The following is a 17294-nucleotide window of genomic DNA, read 5'->3' as shown; positions in this document are numbered from 1 at the left end:
TTAAAAAACTCTCAATGTGCTATATAAAAACTCCCCCGTTTATATAAACGAGGGAGTTTTTTTAATCTCTTTCACTTCCTAAGCACTTTTTCAATTTCTTTAATGCTCTTTTTTCTATTCTTGATACGTACGATCTTGATATTTGAAGTCTTTTTGCTATATCTCTTTGTGTTCTATAGCCACTAGGTGTTAACCCGTATCTTAATTCTATTATCTCTTTTTCTCTATTTGTCAGTATATTATTGATTTTTTCGTATAGTTTTTTTATTTTAATTTTTAGTTCTACTTCGTCTATAACGTCATCAAGTTCACTTCCTAGTATATCCATAAGAGTTATTTCATTTCCTTCTTTATCTATTCCTATAGGGTCATGTAGTGACACTTCGCTTTTATTTTTTTTGTTCGCTCTAAGTGTCATAAGTATTTCATTATCTATACATCTTGCTGCATAGGTAGCTAATCTAGTTCCTTTTTCTATATTATACGTTTCTATTGCTTTTATTAATCCTATCGTTCCTATAGATATGAGGTCTTCTGCATCTTCTTGGTAGTTAGTATACTTTTTAACAATATGAGCTACTAATCTTAAATTCCTTTCTATTAGTATAGTCTTAAATTCTGTTTCTCCAGATTTGAATTTCTTTAGATATTCAAGTTCTTCTTTAGGGGTTAATGGCTTAGGAAAAGACTTTGTAGACGTCAATAGAAATTCACCCCCAACCTACAAATCATTTTATATTATATGAGGGTGAATTTTATATTGTGCATGTACTTTTTATTTAGTTTTGGTTTATCTTTTCTAGAATTTCTTTGAATATAGGAGCAGCTGCTCCTCCTCCTGATCTTCCATCATAAACGAATACAGTTATTGCATACTTAGGTTTAATAAATGGATAATATCCAGTAAACCATCCATGAACTACTCGTTTTCCATTTATTGAGCTTTCTGCAGATCCTGTCTTTCCCGCACTCTCTCCTTCTAGTCCTTTAGCTGTTTGTGCTGTTCCTTGACTGACAACACCTTCCATAAGATCTCTAACTCTATTTATTATAAAGGGTGATATAACTACTTCTTCTTTATCTACCGGAAAACTTTCTATCTCTCTCATATTTTGGTTTAGTACAGAGTCAAATAAGTATAATCTATTATATACACCATTATTTGCAATTATTTGCGTCATTTGATTTACTTGTAGTGGTGTAACTTCTATATCTCCTTGACCTATAGATATATTTGATATTGCATTTCCTTTTATTCTATCTCCTTTTGGAAGTGTTCCTGATTTCTCCTCATCAAGACCAATTCCAACCTTATCTGCAAGTCCCATTCTTCTTGCCATATCGAGTATCTTTTTGCTTCCTATTCTCTGCCCTATTTCTACAAATGTTGTATTGCAAGAGTTGTAGAATGCCTCTGCAAATGTTTGCTCTCCATGTCCATCTTCTTTCCAACATCTAACAGTTAATCCATCTACATCTGTTTCTCCAGAGCAATCAAATACTTCATTTTCATCTACTAATCCTTCTTCAAGTGCAGCAAGGGCTACTATTATTTTGAATACTGATCCTGGGGGGTATGTGCATTGTATAGCTTTATTTAGTAACTCATCTCCAGAGCTTCTCACATAATCTTCAAGTCTATATACATTAAAGTTTGGTCTTGATGCCATAGCCAAAATTTCTCCTGTTGTGACGCTAGATACAACTACAGCTCCATTTACTCTATTTTTATCCATAACCTCTTCTACAGCTTTTTGTATATTGTAGTCTATAGTAGTTTTTATATGTTTTGTTCTTGGGACATTATCTGTATTCTCTCTAAAACTTCCAGCAATTACATTATTATGTGCGTCTACAAATGCCTCTACATATTCCCTTTCTTGATTTTTTAGATATTTATCCTTGGATTTTTCTATTCCACTTACACCGACTCTATCGTATAAATTTATATATCCTATTACGTGAGATAAAATATTTTCCTTAGAATATCTAAATGTCTTTTCAACTATTAAAATTCCCCTTTTGCTTTTTATTTTTTTTTCTAAGTCATCATTTATATGTCTTATATCAAATTCAATAAGATCAGATGGCTTTTGAAGTTCTCTATATATTTCTTCCTCAGACATTCTAGTAATGTCCCTTAATAGTTTTATAGTTTCTTTATCTAAAATACTTGCTGATGAATGAACAAACAGTCTATTTTTCAATATTACAAGTACTCTATCTTTATCTTTATCAGTCAAAGGAATATTATTTCGATCATATATAATTCCTCTATTACTTGTTAAGTCTACCCTAATTTCACTCTGTCTTATAGTTCTATTATAATATTCTTCTCCTTTATAGATTTGAATATATGCTAGCTTTGCTGTAATATATACAAACATAAATATAAATAAATAAAATGCTATATATAACCTCTTGTGCATAATCTTTTTTTCGTTTTTGTCCATTAAAACACCCCCTGCTATGATAAATTATTTTTCCCAAATAGCAAGGGGCTAATACCTATTATCTCTTAACTTTTGATTGTATTATAGATTTTATTTTTGCAACAACTATATCTATCGCTACTGTGTTGTATCCACCTTCTGGCATTATTATATCTGCATATCTTTTGTATGGCTCAATAAATTGCATATGTGCAGGTCTTACCGTTGAAAGATACTGATCTATTACAGAGTCTACAGTTCTCCCTCTTTCCTTTATATCTCTTTGAATTCTTCTAAGTATTCTAAGGTCAGGGTCTGTATCTACAAATATTTTTATATCAAGCATATCTCTTAATCTTTCATCTTCTAAAATCATTATTCCTTCAACAATTATTATATCAGTTGAGTTTATTTGTACTGTTTCGCTTTGCTTTCTTGTATGATTTTCAAAGTCATATACTGGTTTTTGAATGCTTTTTCCATTGATTAGATCTTTCAAATGACTTATTAATAGATCATTGTCAAAAGCTAGTGGGTGGTCATAGTTTGTATTTAATCTTTCCTCCATAGGAAGATGACTTTGATCTTTATAATAGGCATCTTGTTCTATCATAGATATACTTTCTTTTGGTACGCTTTCTAGAATAGATTGTACTACTGTGCTTTTTCCTGATCCTGATCCTCCCGTTATTCCAACTATTAATGGCCTATTTATCATCTTTAATCTCCTTCCTCAACATATAGTTTTCTTTGACTGGTACGCTAAGTTTCATCTTTATTATCTGCTTTGGATGTGGTGCAACTTCTATTTCTTCATCATCTAATGTCCACATATTTTCTATAACCGCATTTTTAGTTTCTATATTAGGGCCCATTATTTCTATTTCTTCACCCTTGAACATTCTATTTCTTTGTTCTACTATGGCTATTTCGCTGCTTTCATCGTATTCTTTAACAAGTCCTATAAAATCATAGTTCCTTATATATGAGCTTGACCCATAGTGGTGTTCATCAGCACCAGGCTTTTCAAAACTAAATCCAGTTGTAAAATCTCTATGACTAGCTTTTTTTATCTCTTCTAACCACATAGGATTGAATTTCCAGTTATCAGGATTTTTATAATATTCATCTATAGCCATTCTATATGCTCTTACTATACTAGCAACATAGTAAGATGTTTTCATTCTACCCTCTATTTTTAGACTTTTAATGCCAGCATTTATTAAATCTGGTATATATTCTATCAGACATAGATCCTTGGAATTGAAAAAAAACGTTCCTCTTTCATCTTCATATATTGGATAATATTCTCCTGGTCTTTTCTCTTCGACTAAACTGTATTGCCATCTACAAGGATGTGCACATTCTCCCTTATTTGCATTTCTTCCTGTCATATAGTTACTTATAAGACATCTTCCTGAATACGAAATACACATAGCACCATGTACGAACGCTTCTATTTCCATATCTTTAGGTATGTTATCTCTTATTTCTTTTATCTCGCTTAATGATAGCTCCCTTGCAACTACAACTCTACTTATTCCTTGATCATACCAAAACTTAGCACTCATATAGTTTGTAGTATTTGCCTGTGTACTTAAATGTACCTCCATATTAGGTATCACTTCTTTTACTACATACAAAACTCCAGGATCTGAAACTATTACTGCATCTACTCCTACCTTTTCTAAGTCTTTAAGGTACTCTCTAAGTCCAATAAAATCTTCATTATGAGGTATTATATTCACTGTTACATATACCTTTTTTCCTCTTTCATGAGCAAACTTCACTCCTTCTTCCATTTGCTCTTTTGTGAAGTTTTTAGAACCTGCTCTAAGTCCGAATGCTTCTCCACCTAAGTATACAGCATCTGCACCGTAAATAATTGCCATTTTTAATTTTTCTAAATCTCCAGCTGGAGCAAGTAATTCTACTTTTTCCAATTCAATCACCTCTTTATTTACTTTCTCCATTTTTATAACTTAGTGCTACTCCATCACCTATTGGAATCAAACTTGTATCAAGATAATCACAACTACATATATATTCAAGGTAATCTCTCATTCTTTTTACTATTGTTTTTTTTCTTTTGACTAGAAATTCATCGCTAGCTACCATACCTTTGTAAAGTATATTATCTGATATTAAAAGTCCACCTACTTTTAGTTTGTCTATAACTAAATCGTAAAATAGTTTGTATTGACCCTTAGCTGCATCTAAGAATATCATATCAAATTCTCCAGTTACTTCTTTTAGCTTTTCCTCAGCATCTCCTTCTAGAATTGTTATATTGGTGTTAAGCCCGAACAATTCTATATTTTCACCAGCTTTTTTTATCATATTTTCATTTCTTTCTATCGTAATTATCTCACATTTATTATCTAAGCTAGAAGCAAACAATATAGATGAGTATCCTATAGCAGTTCCTACTTCTAATATTCTCTTTGGTCTATGCGTTTTTAGAAGAACTTTTAGAAACTTGGCAACTTCCTTTTGAATTATAGGAACATTATTTTCTTTTGCATACTCTTCCATTTGTGACAAATGAATTTCACTTTTTAGAGTGTCTTGTATATATTTCTCAACTAATTCATTAACTATATTACTCACAAAACCATCCTTTCTAACAAATCCCTTGTTTATAATTTCCTATTCACAACAAATAGGTGGTAATATCCACCTATCGTCCTAAATTTTCTCTTCTATTCTTAAGATGATCACTATAATTTGTTGCAAAGCTATGGCTTCCATCTTTTTTAGCTACGAAATAAAGGTAATTAACATCTGCTGGGTATAAAGCTGCTTTTATAGCTGCTTCTCCTGGTGATGCTATAGGCCCTGGAGGCAATCCTTTGTTTTTGTAGGTATTGTAGGGAGAATCTATTTGTATATCGTTATATGATAGGACAGGTTTTCTCTCTCCAATTACATACTGAACTGTAGCACATGATTGAAGTGGCATATCTATATTTATTCTATTGTGGAATACAGCCGAAATTAATACTCTTTCATTTTTAACTTGTGCTTCTCTTTCTATAATAGAAGACATTGTTATAAGTTCGTTTAAAGAAAGTCCTAATTCTTTTTGTCTAGCCTTATATTCATCACTATATATTTCTTTAAATCTATTTAACATTATTCTTATTATAGTTTTTTCTGAGTAGCTTTTATCAATAAAGTATGTGTCTGGAAACAAATACCCTTCTAAAGAAATGATGTCTTCCTCATTTAAAAACTCAAACTCTTTTCTAAAAATCTCTACATTATTAGCTAATTCTATAAATTTTTCTCTATTTACAAGACCTTGTTCAGATAATCTCTGTGCTATTTGAACTAATTCAAATCCTTCTGGAATTGTAACAGTTACAAAATCTCTATAAACATCACCTGAATTTAGAAGCTTTAGTATATCTTTGTTAGAAAAGTACTGAGGAATTTTATATGTGCCTGCCTGTATATTTCTATCCATATTCGTTATTTTAGACAAGTTTATAAAAAATAACTTACTTTTTATTAAATTATTTTCAAATAAAATATCAGATATTTTGTAAAGCGAACTTCCCTTTGGTATTTCTACTAATATTTCATCGCCACTATTTTTATCATATGGACCTACTTGATTGTAAAAATAAGCGGCACTTAGAATAAAAAAAGTGACTATCATCAATACAGCTCTTTGTCTTTTTTTCATGACATTACCTCATTCTAAAGTTATTTATCTATATAATTATATAATTTTAGACTTATTTTTACAATAGTAAGAAATTGAAAAAGAGCAAGGATTTCCTTGCTCTTTTAATTAGAATCTTTCTATACCATCTTTAGTAACTATTCCGTATATTAATTTTCTTTCTTGTGGCTTAGTATCTTCTATTGTGTATGCTCCTAAAAGTCTATTTTGTCCACTTTCAAGCTTTGATATATCATTTAAATACATATGAGCTAAAGTTTCCCCTTCTTCTACAAAGTCTCCTACTTTTCTACGCAGTATTATTCCTGCTCCTAAATCTATTTCACTTTCTTTAGTTTCTCTTCCTGCTCCTAATATTAAAGCACTTATTCCTACTTCTTCCGCTTCAATCTTAGATATATATCCTCTCTTAGGAGATTTTAATTCTACTATATGCGATGCACCTGGGAATAAATCGTAGTTATCTACAACCTCTGGGTTTCCTCCCTGTGCAGTTATAAATTGTTTTAGTTTTTCTAAAGCCTTACCTGAAGATATAGATTCTTCTAACATTTTTCTTGCATCTTCATAGTTATCACTAACTTTAGCTAATATCAACATATAAGCTCCTAAGTTTAAGCAAAGCTCTGTAAAATCTTTAGGTCCTTGACCTTTTAATGTATCTATAGCTTCTATAACTTCTAGAGAGTTTCCTACTGCGTAACCTAATGGTTGATCCATATCAGTTATTATACCTATAGTTTCTCTTTCCATTCCATTTCCTATATCAACCATTTCTTTAGCAAGTGCAAAAGAATCTTCAAGATCTTTCATAAACGCTCCACTACCAGTTTTTACATCTAATAATATAGCATCTGCACCTGAAGCAAGTTTTTTACTCATTATACTACTAGCAATTAATGAAATATTATCAACAGTTGCTGTTACATCTCTTAATGCATATAATTTCTTATCTGCAGGCACTATAGATGCAGTTTGACCACATACTGCAACCTTATCTTTATTTACATTGTTTGTGAATTTCTCTTGTTCCATTTCTATGGAAAATCCTGGTATAGCTTCAAGTTTATCTAATGTACCACCAGTGTGTCCAAGTCCTCTACCAGACATTTTAGCAACTGGAGCGTTACAAGACGCTACAAGAGGAGCTAACGCTATTGTAGTCTTGTCACCTACTCCACCAGTACTGTGCTTATCTACTTTTATACCATCTATTTTAGATAAATCTATAACTTCACCCGATCTCATCATTGCATCTGTTAAGTAAACAGTTTCCTGTTTGCTCATTTTTCTTATGAATATTGCCATAAGCAATGCTGATACTTGATAATCAGGTATTTCTCCTTTTGAATATCCCTCAACAAAAAAGTTTATTTCTTCTTTGTTAAGTTCATGTCCGTCCCTTTTCTTTTTTATTATATCGTACATTCTCATTATATTGACACCTCTTTTACTATTCCTTTAACTAGCGATATAAACTTTGGTCTAGCTTCTTGAGCTACTCTCATAACTTGTTCATGTGTTAAAACTTCAAGATGCTCATTTGGAATTGCCATATCTGTTATGCATGAAATTCCAAGAACAGCCATATTGCTATGTCTAGCTACTATAACTTCTGGAACTGTTGACATTCCTATAGTATCTGATCCCATAACTGTTAACATATTAAGTTCTGCTTTTGAAAAATAGCTTGGGCCAGATATAGCTGTATATACACCTTCAAATACTTCTATTCCTAAATCATTAGCAACTTCCTTTGCTAGGTCTATTAAATCAGAATTATATGCCCTTGACATATCTGGAAATCTCACTCCAAGATCATTATTGTTTGGACCGATAAGTGGATTAGCTCCAGTAAAGTTTATGTGATCATTTATAAGCATTAAAGCTCCTGCATAGAAATTAGGATTAAGTCCTCCACATGCGTTTGTAACTATTAATATGTTAACTCCGAGTGCTTTCATTACCCTTACAGGAAATGTAACTTCATCCATATTATATCCTTCATAGTAATGAAATCTTCCCTGCATAGCTACTACATCTTTTCCTTCTAATTTACCTATTACAAGTTGTCCTGCATGTCCTTCTACTGTTGATACTGGGAAGTTTGGAATTTCTTCATATTTTATTATAGTTGGGTCTTCTATTTCATCACCTAATACTCCAAGACCTGATCCTAGTATAAGTCCTATATCAGGAGTAAAATTAATTTTAGAGCTTATGAACTGTGCAGCTTCATTTATCTTTTGGATATTCATAATAATCCTCCTAGATTTTGTTAACTATTTTTTTCACCAACTTTATAAACTTTTCTTTAGCCATTTGAGTTGTCTCTATAACTTCTTCATGATTTAAAGGTTGATCTAGTATTCCAGCTGCCATATTTGTTATGCATGAAATACCTATAACTTTCATGCTAGCATGTGAAGCTACTATAACTTCTGGAACTGTTGACATTCCTACAGCATCTGCTCCTATTCTATCAAGCATTCTGATTTCAGCTGGTGTTTCATAGCTTGGACCTGTCATGAATGCATAAACTCCTTCTTTTACATCTATTCCTAACTCTTTAGCTGCATCTTTTGAAAGATCTACAAGACTTGGCGTATAAGCTTTTGACATATCAGGAAATCTTACTCCTAATTTATTGTCGTTTGGTCCAATAAGTGGATTGTTTCCTCCAAAGTTTATATGATCAGTTATAATCATTAAATCTCCAGGCGTAAATGATTTGTTTACTCCACCTGCAGCATTAGTTACTACTATAGTTTCAACACCTAAAGCTTTCATAACTCTTACTGGGAATGTAGCTTCTTGCATTGTATATCCCTCATAGTAGTGGAATCTTCCTTGCATAGCTATTACGTATTTTCCTTCTAATTTTCCTATTACAAGTTGTCCTGCATGTCCTTCTACTGTAGATACTGGAAAGTTTGGAATTTCTTCATACTTTATTATAGTTGGATTTTCTATTTCATCACCTAATACTCCAAGACCTGATCCTAATATCAATCCTATTTCCGGTTTATTTTCAAGTTTTGATTCTATAAATTGTGCTGCTTGCATTATTTTTTCCATTTGTATATCCTCCTATTTTAATATTATATTTTTGAAGCTTTCTCCAGCCTTAGGCATTTTGACATTTAGTATGTCAGTTACTGTTGCACCTATGTCTGCAAAGCTTTTTCTTATACCTATATTTGCACCTGCTTTTACACCTTTTCCATAAACAAGAACAGGTACATATTCTCTAGTATGATCAGTTCCCTTGTACGTAGGGTCATTTCCATGATCTGCTGTTAAAATTAAGATATCGTCTTCCTTTAAACTATCTATTATTTCTGGAATTTTAGAATCTAGTTCTTCAATAGCTTTTTTATATCCTTCTACATCTCTTCTATGTCCGTATTTTGAGTCAAAGTCAACTAAATTAGTGAATATTAATCCCTTGTTGTCTTTATTTATGTATTCTATTGTTTTGTTTATACCGTCCATATTATCTTTTGTATGAACAGCTTCAGTTATACCATTTCCGTTAAATATGTCTTCTATTTTTCCAACTCCTATTACATCTAATCCTGCATCTTTTATATTATTAAGTATTGTAGCATCATATGGATCTAAAGAAAAATCTCTTCTATTAGAAGTTCTCGTAAAGTTTCCTTCTTCTCCAACGAAAGGTCTTGCTATTACTCTGGCAACAGCGTTATCTCCCATAAGCATGTCCCTTGCTATTTTACACATTTCATACAGTTCATCTAATGGTACAACTTCTTCATGTGCAGCTATTTGGAAAACACTGTCTGCAGAAGTATATACAATAACATTTCCCGTTTCCATATGCTCTTTACCTAATTCGTCTAGTATTGCAGTACCAGAAGCTGGTTTGTTACCAATTACTTTTCTTCCTGTTTTTCTTTCAAATTCTTGAATTATTTCAGTTGGAAATCCATCTGGGAATGTTTTGAACGGGCTTTCAACAAGTAATCCAACCATTTCCCAATGTCCAGTAGTAGTATCTTTTCCTTGAGACACTTCAGCACACTTTCCAAAAGCTCCTATAGGACTATCTATACTTTCTATTGCATCAAATCCGTCTATATTTCCTATACCAAGTTTGATTAAATTTGGTATCTTTATATCTTTAGAGCTTTTTATTATATTTCCTAAAGTGTTAACTCCCTTATCTCCAAACTTTTCACTATCTGGCAATTCCCCTATTCCTATACTATCCATAACTATTACTACTGCTCTTTTCATTTGTGTATTCCTCCTATTTTCGATATTTTTCGCAGGAAATATTTTGATTATAACACTCTTATAATTTTTTTTCAATTATAATTATACCCTTTAATTCAATTTAAAATTATATTTTTTAAATTCTTGGATGTTTTTGTCTAAACTCTTCTCTAATATTTTTATCCATATGAATTAAGTAAGCTTGAAGGCTTGATAAATTCGTATTTCCTAAAAGCCTGTTTACTATACTCATATCTGCTCCGTTTTTTAATAAGTGAATTGCAAATGAGTGCCTTAACATTGTAGGAGTTACATTTTTATTTATTTCATTATCATTTGTGTAACTCTTTATCAACTTCCATAATCCTTGTCTTGTAAATCTTTCTCCTTTTGAGTTCACAAAAAGTGCTCTTTGATCGCTATTTTTTACTATCTTTTCTCTTGCATCTTCTAAGTATTTAATTATATATTTTTGAGTTATATTAGACAGAGGAATAGTTCTGCTTGTCTTAGAGGATGTACATATTAAGTATTCCATATTTAGGTTCAAATCATCAATGTCTAGCTTTATTAACTCACTTACTTTCATTCCAGTACCATACAGTGTTTCTAAAATAGCCTTATCTCGCATTCCTTTTGCTGTAGATAAATTAGGAGAGTTTAACATTTTTTCTATTTCTTCTTCTGTGAGTATTTCTATTTTATCTCTAGTGACTTTTGGCTTTTTTAATTTAGCAGTTGGATTTGCGTCTATAAGTTTGCTTAAAAACAAAAAGTCATAAAAAGACTTAATAGAAGATATCATTCTTGATATTGTGGATGTGGATATATTGCTTTTTTCTAAATAAATCAAAAAACTAAATATATCATTTTCAGTTACATCATATATATTTATGTTTTCTTTTCGTAGATATTCTAAATATTTTTTTAAGTCTACACTATATGAATTAATCGTATTATCAGAAAGATTTCTTTCTTTTTGTATATAGTCTGTATATTTATGTATTATATTATCTTCCATATTTTGCTCTCCTATTAAAAAATTCTCTGTAGTAAAAATATAGATACTGCATTTAATATACTTTGAATTAAAACAGTTGGAACAACAACACTCATAGTGTTTACACTACACTTTACTATTAGTCTTTTCATATGGTTGTTATTCTTAAATTTCCTAAATAATTTGAAGTTTGATAAAAACTCTAATACGTAACTAAACGTAATTATCATTATTACTATAGAAAGTGGTATTATTACTATATTTTTTACTAGTATTAAAAATATTATTTTAATATATCCAGGATTAAATCCTAATACCAGAGTATTTATTGTAAATCCTATTGAAAGACCTTTTAAAAATATAGCTAAAAATGTTAACGGCCATGTAATTACTCCTAGTGATAATATAAATAATGAAGATAAATACAAAAAGTCATTTTTTAGATTTAAAAATACAAGCTCAAAAACACTATAATCAGTATTACTATAGTAATTACTTGTCCTAGATATGTACTCTGTAATTGAATTTATACTCTCTGGATATATCTTGTTTAGGTATACTCCACTACTCACTCCTAGAGTTAGTATAAATATTATAAATACTACAAATATTTTGTAATTAAATTTAAAGCTTGAAAAACCATTTATTTTTCTCAAAGTAAAACCCCCTTCTTATTTTGACTTTACATAATTTTATGTCATAAAGAAGGGGCATATTACAAATTTATATTAATTCTTTTGAAAGTAGTATTCCTACTATAGTTTTGCTATCTTTAATCTTTCCATCTTCTATCATTTTTAGTGCTTCTTCTATTTTTACTTTATATATTTCTACGTATTCATCTTCATCAGGAGTGGGATTTCCTTCATTCAGTTCTTTAGCTAGATATAGATACATCTTCTCATCAGAAAAACCTGGAGATGTGTAAAATATGTTTAGTAGTTCTATTTTCTGTGCTGAGTATCCAGTTTCTTCCTTCAGTTCTCTTATTGCACACTTTTTAGGGTCTTCACCCACTTCTAATTTACCAGCGGGTAATTCCCAAAGCACTTCCTCTACAGTCTTTCTATATTGTTTTATCATTATAATTTCATTATTATCTGTTATAGGTAAAATAGCTACAGCCCCTGGATGTTCTACTATTTCTCTTTTTTGATATTTGTGATCTGGAAGTTCTACAGTATCTATTCTTAAATTTATAATTTTTCCATTATATATTTTCTCTGAGCTTAAGGTCTTTTCTTCTAAAATCATATTAACCCCTCCAATATATATGTGGCAGCTCCACCTGAAGACTTAAAAAATTCTTCGTCTTCATGGTATCCTCTGCCCATGCTCTTAACTTTCAAATCAAAATAATCTAATGAATCTTTAGTTATATCATTTTGAACAAAAGTTACATCATGCAGACAATGTATATTACTATCTTCAATCTGTGAAATTATACGCTTTTTCTTATATTCATCTTGAACATTTATAGGGATTGTAACTCTAGATTTTACTATATCTTTTAGTACAGTAATTGAATGGTGGCTAATTCCAATGTGCCTATCTCTTTTATCTGCAAAGCTTATTCTAGGAATTGCTATAGCTTTTCCTCCTAAACTTACAACAGCATCTAATATATATCCTTGTTCAATTCCTGAAAATCCATATTTTGTTCCAGTCCCTACAATTCCAGGACCCATAGATACAAACACAATATCTGCTTTTATTACTTCTTTTGCTACTATCAAAGCTGTGTATATATTTACACATTCATAATCTCCACCAAATGCATTTCCTATAGTTATAGTAGCATCTATCAGTTTTTTATCTTTAAGTTCTTTCACGTTTTTACTTAGGTAGATAGGAAGTGCTGCACCATCTGTCATTATGTATGCTATTTTCTTGCTAGGATCTAATCTTTTAGCAACAGCTACAAAAGGAGATAGCATACTATGTAAAGTTCCAACAGCTACAGGAAGGTTATTTAGCGACTTAAAATTGTTTATTTTGTTATGATGTATACTTTCTTGTTCTTCTGCAGCAAATGTCTTTACCTGAAGTGGAGTATATCTCAATTTCATTATATGCCCACCATCTGTCATATTACTTTCTAGATTGTTTAGGTTTGCAATTACAAAGTGAGACCCCCCTGTTCCAAGATTAAGTTCTATAGCACTTGTATTTAATAATACTTCATCACCTACATTTACACTTCCTGTAATCTTAGGATAGTTTATTGCTTTGTCTACTCTTTCCCCTATTTTTACTTTTATTTCATCTATATCTTCACTATTTGTTATTATAGATTCTACTACTCCAATTCTTTTGCTTATCATTAATATAACCTCTTTATCTTCCAAGTTTATCTAAATAATTTAATACCTTGTTGCTCTCTATTATTTTTGTAAGAGAATACTTTTCAGTTAGTATATGAATACCTATTAATAAAATTAATATAATAGATCTAATTTGAATATCAAAATTATTAGCAGCAATTATTCCAAGTGATATGCCAAGAACATTAGATCCTGCATCTCCCATCATAGCTTTTGCCTTTATATCTTCCTTAAAGTAAGCTAATACACTTGATAGTAATGAAATAATGAGTACTCTATCATATCCTTTTATATTTATAAATAATAATAATGCTACAAGTGTATATCCTTTTATAGCTCTACCTGGTCGTAGATCTAATAAATTTATTAGATTAGTAAAAAGTGCTATTAATAATGTATTTACAAATATATCAACTATATCTTTTGATATACTAACAGATATAAATAAAGCTACGAACCCACCAAATAAAGCTTTAAATCCTCCTGTAGTTAGCTTTCCACTTAGTAAACTTTTTAAATGCCCTTTTAATCCAGTCACATTTCTACTTCCTATCAAATCGTCTATTATTCCTATAAACGCCATAGATATTATTCCAAATAAATATATGTATATATAATTATTTGTGTAGAAATACCTTATTACTATAGCATTTATAACTAACATTGGTAAAAAAACTATCCCCATAGATACAGGAATTTCATTATTTAGATAGTTTTTTCTTACAATGTTGCTTTCTATCAACATATCTTTAAAATATGGAATAATAAACAGTGTTCCAAGCAATCCTATAATAAACACTATATATATCAAACTCTTACCTCCTTAATATTTTTTCTCCTAATATAAGAGCTATATGATAAAATTGTTTACCTCTATGAATAAATCCCTTTAAGTTTCTTCCTGTTTCATTGTGTGTCATATTAACTAGGACTTCTTTAACACTATATCCTTTTCGTAGTATATCTATTGTCATTCCAACTTCAACACCATATCCAAAAGGTATTTTATCAAATTCCATTAATACTTCTTTTTTGAATACTCTTTGTCCTGACAGACTACTTTCAATTTCTTTACCTGTTAGGTATTTAACTCCATTTTTAGCTAGCTTTTTGACTAATCCTACTCCACCTTTTCTCTTGGCCTTTGGAAATTTTGCTATAGTTACATCTATATTTTCATTCAGTATAGGAGTTATTAATTTTTCGACTTCTTTTGATGTAAGCCCTAAGTCTGCATCTAGAAATCCTATTATATCTGACTTTTCAATAGCGTATTTAAGTCCATAGTTTAAAGCGTATCCTTTTCCCATGTTTTTTTCTAACTTATGTGCTTTCACAAACGGATATGATGACGCTATTTCAAAAGTTTTATCAGAAGAACCATCATCTACAACTATTACTTCATTTATATAACTTATATCTTTTAATCCATCTAGAGTATCTTTTATTCTGCTTTCTTCATTATATGCAGGCATTACTATGCTTATATATTTATCCATATTGTTTCCTCCAGTTATCTTACTTCAAATGGCATAAAATCTGTAGCAGTTTCCTTTAATCCAAAATGACCTTTAACTCCGTCTAAAATCATTATTAGTGATATTTTACCTGTAACTTCGTCTATATTGTCTACAGTTGAAATTCTAGACTTTTTATAAAAAGGTATATAAGATACTTCTACATCACTTCTTTCACTTCCAACTAAAGCTACATTCTTGTTTTTAAAATAGTCTATTACTTTTTTATCAAAACTATTTATTTTTTCTTCATTATTAACTATGCTTCCACCTTGTAAAATTACCCAGTCTAGATTTTCAAATTCTAAATTCATGCTTTTTATCTCGATAAGGCCTTTTTCTCTAAGGTCTATTAATGCTTGTGAATCTTTAGTTTCATATATAGATTGAAGTATATATGAAACTAAGTCTTCTTTTGTAGCTAGTTGAAAATTAAGTTCTTCTCCTAGTACACTTAAATCTAGGTTTTCTAAAATCTTATCTTTTAGTATTATTTCAAAAGAAGTGCTGCCTCCAGCTGAATCTATAAATTCTTTTACATTTGTATAGAAATAATCTTCTGTTGTTTGAATAATTCCTATATTTTTTTCTACTAACTTATCTTCTATAACATAATTATATGTTTTTTCTATATATTTATTAAGATTATCGTTCTTTTTAGATAAAGTCATAACTTTATTTTCTAGTATTTCATTTTCGTTTTTTATATTAGTAAATCGATCTTCTAATCTTTGTATTATTTGAGTTTGTTGATCTTGAATTAATCCATCAGTATTTAGGTTAAATCCTATTAATATTCCTATCCCTAAAGCTATGAATATAGCACTTATAGTAACTACGTAATACTTCATATTTATAGACATATTTATTCCTCCTTAAAATTCTAGTAACAGTCTCATCTTTATTTCCATAAGCTTTATAAGTTGTTGTATAGGAGGCGAAAGATATGCCACTATAAGAATTGGAAATAAAGCCGCTATCATAAGACCCCATATATATTTTATTTTTAACCTACTTTGATATAACATGCTTACACCTTTTGCATCTATAAGTTTAGATCCTATTTTTAGTCTAACTAAAAATGTACTGGCCATACCTTTTCTTCCTTTTTCAAGAAAGTCTATCATATTTGAATGGGTTCCTAAAGCAACTATAAGCTGTGCACCATTTTCGTAGGCTATAAGCATTGCTATATCTTCACTTGTTCCCGGAGCAGGAAAAACAGTTGCATTAAGCCCTAAATCATTTACTCTCTTAAGTCCAGGAGCTCTGCCATCAGGGTATGCATGTACAACTATTTCTTTACATTGTTTTAAGCACTTATCACTTACACTATCCATATCTCCAACTATCATATCAGGGGTATATCCAAATTCTAAAAGAGCATCTGCTCCACCATCTACTCCTATTAATACTGGTTTTACTTCTTCTATGTATGAAATTATCGTGCTTAAATCTTCTTTATAGTTTTGTCCTCTAACCACTACTAATGCATGTTTGTCCATAAACTTAGTTTTGATGTGAGGCATTTCTAAATCCCCAAGTATAAATCCTTTTTCTTTTTTTGCATATTCTATAGTGTTGTCTATGAAGTTATCTAGTTCATTCGATAAATTTTCATGACATGCTTTTAGCTTTTCTTGTATCTTATTTTCATCTAAGATTTCTCCACTTCCTATTAACTTATCTTGAAGATATATATTGTTATCTACTATTTCTAATATATCCCCTTCTTTTAAAGATTCAAATACTTCTTTACCTACGTTATCTAATATAAGTATGTTTTTCTTTGAAAGTATTTCTGGTCCTTTATTAGGATATCTACCACTTATCGATGTGTCAGCATTTATAACAGCCTTGATTTTAGTTTCTACTAAAGAGTTGGCCGCAACTTCATCTATATCTCTGTGATTTATAACTGCTATATCGCCAGTAGTTAGTCTCTTAGCTAAATTTTTTGTTTTTCTATCTATTTTGATAGGAGCTTTAATTCTCATTTTGCTACCTCCTAATATTTCTCGTGATTAACAAAACTTATTATAGCATATAATTACATAGTTTAGATAAGTTTTGACAATTATGAATTTTCAA

General features: G+C 30.3%; 18 protein-coding genes. All 18 read right to left on the bottom strand.

The window, feature by feature from the left end; all coding sequences use genetic code 11:
• Positions 1-61: 61 nt before the first annotated feature.
• The 18 genes from sigK to steA all read right to left on the bottom strand — a co-directional run bounded on the left by sigK (position 62) and on the right by steA (position 17200).
• Positions 62-703 carry an RNA polymerase sporulation sigma factor SigK gene (gene sigK, locus CLOTH_RS01285; protein WP_079410419.1) on the bottom strand — a complete coding sequence of 214 codons (642 nt, stop codon included), beginning with the start codon at positions 701-703 and terminating at the stop codon, positions 62-64.
• 76 nt (positions 704-779) lie between these two features.
• The gene (locus CLOTH_RS01280; protein ID WP_079410417.1) at positions 780-2453 is read right to left on the bottom strand and encodes a peptidoglycan D,D-transpeptidase FtsI family protein; all 1674 of its coding nucleotides are present in this window, start codon (positions 2451-2453) and stop codon (positions 780-782) included.
• A gap of 58 nt (positions 2454-2511) precedes the next feature.
• Positions 2512-3147 (bottom strand): uridine kinase, encoded by a 636-nt coding sequence (gene udk / locus CLOTH_RS01275; RefSeq protein ID WP_079411071.1) that lies wholly within the window; start codon positions 3145-3147, stop codon positions 2512-2514.
• A complete protein-coding gene (locus CLOTH_RS01270) occupies positions 3140-4375 on the bottom strand; it encodes a peptidase U32 family protein (RefSeq protein WP_331721954.1) in 1236 nt (411 codons plus the stop codon). Before CLOTH_RS01270 ends, udk begins: the two co-directional genes overlap by 8 nt.
• A 13-nt stretch (positions 4376-4388) precedes the next feature.
• A complete protein-coding gene (locus CLOTH_RS01265; RefSeq protein ID WP_331721976.1) occupies positions 4389-5075 on the bottom strand; it encodes an O-methyltransferase in 687 nt (228 codons plus the stop codon).
• 37 nt (positions 5076-5112) lie between these two features.
• A complete protein-coding gene (mltG, locus tag CLOTH_RS01260) occupies positions 5113-6123 on the bottom strand; it encodes an endolytic transglycosylase MltG (protein WP_079410413.1) in 1011 nt (336 codons plus the stop codon).
• A gap of 108 nt (positions 6124-6231) precedes the next feature.
• The gene (locus CLOTH_RS01255; RefSeq protein ID WP_079410411.1) at positions 6232-7557 is read right to left on the bottom strand and encodes a pyrimidine-nucleoside phosphorylase; all 1326 of its coding nucleotides are present in this window, start codon (positions 7555-7557) and stop codon (positions 6232-6234) included.
• Complete coding sequence (locus CLOTH_RS01250) at positions 7557-8381, bottom strand: purine-nucleoside phosphorylase (RefSeq protein WP_079410409.1); 825 nt, start codon at positions 8379-8381, stop codon at positions 7557-7559. The genes CLOTH_RS01255 and CLOTH_RS01250 overlap by 1 nt, the downstream gene beginning before the upstream one ends.
• A gap of 10 nt (positions 8382-8391) precedes the next feature.
• A complete protein-coding gene (locus tag CLOTH_RS01245; RefSeq protein ID WP_079410407.1) occupies positions 8392-9201 on the bottom strand; it encodes a purine-nucleoside phosphorylase in 810 nt (269 codons plus the stop codon).
• Positions 9202-9213: 12 nt separating this feature from the next.
• Entirely contained in the window at positions 9214-10383 is a 1170-nt protein-coding gene (locus CLOTH_RS01240; protein ID WP_079410405.1) for a phosphopentomutase, read from the bottom strand.
• Positions 10384-10498: 115 nt separating this feature from the next.
• On the bottom strand, positions 10499-11383 hold the full coding sequence (locus tag CLOTH_RS01235) for a tyrosine-type recombinase/integrase (RefSeq protein ID WP_079410403.1): 885 nt from the start codon (positions 11381-11383) through the stop codon (positions 10499-10501).
• A 14-nt stretch (positions 11384-11397) separates the two neighbouring features.
• Entirely contained in the window at positions 11398-12018 is a 621-nt protein-coding gene (locus CLOTH_RS01230; protein WP_079410401.1) for a stage II sporulation protein M, read from the bottom strand.
• Positions 12019-12085: 67 nt separating this feature from the next.
• The gene (locus CLOTH_RS01225; protein WP_079410399.1) at positions 12086-12616 is read right to left on the bottom strand and encodes an NUDIX hydrolase; all 531 of its coding nucleotides are present in this window, start codon (positions 12614-12616) and stop codon (positions 12086-12088) included.
• A complete protein-coding gene (locus CLOTH_RS01220) occupies positions 12613-13686 on the bottom strand; it encodes a DUF3866 family protein (protein ID WP_079410397.1) in 1074 nt (357 codons plus the stop codon). Before CLOTH_RS01220 ends, CLOTH_RS01225 begins: the two co-directional genes overlap by 4 nt.
• Positions 13687-13699: 13 nt before the next feature.
• Positions 13700-14497 (bottom strand): MraY family glycosyltransferase, encoded by a 798-nt coding sequence (locus CLOTH_RS01215; protein ID WP_331721953.1) that lies wholly within the window; start codon positions 14495-14497, stop codon positions 13700-13702.
• A 4-nt stretch (positions 14498-14501) separates the two neighbouring features.
• Complete coding sequence (locus tag CLOTH_RS01210; RefSeq protein WP_079410395.1) at positions 14502-15185, bottom strand: glycosyltransferase family 2 protein; 684 nt, start codon at positions 15183-15185, stop codon at positions 14502-14504.
• A 14-nt stretch (positions 15186-15199) separates the two neighbouring features.
• A complete protein-coding gene (locus CLOTH_RS01205) occupies positions 15200-16066 on the bottom strand; it encodes a copper transporter (RefSeq protein WP_079410393.1) in 867 nt (288 codons plus the stop codon).
• A 12-nt stretch (positions 16067-16078) separates the two neighbouring features.
• Positions 16079-17200: a putative cytokinetic ring protein SteA gene (steA, locus tag CLOTH_RS01200; protein WP_079410391.1), complete on the bottom strand. Its 1122-nt coding sequence runs from the start codon at positions 17198-17200 to the stop codon at positions 16079-16081.
• Between the last annotated feature and the right edge of the window lie 94 nt (positions 17201-17294).

Origin of the sequence: Alkalithermobacter paradoxus, from assembly GCA_002029295.1 — a bacterium.
Classification (GTDB): domain Bacteria; phylum Bacillota; class Clostridia; order Peptostreptococcales; family Peptostreptococcaceae; genus Alkalithermobacter; species Alkalithermobacter paradoxus.
The sequence above is the reverse complement of the archived record's forward strand: the minus strand, read 5'-3'. Positions and strand labels throughout refer to the sequence as shown.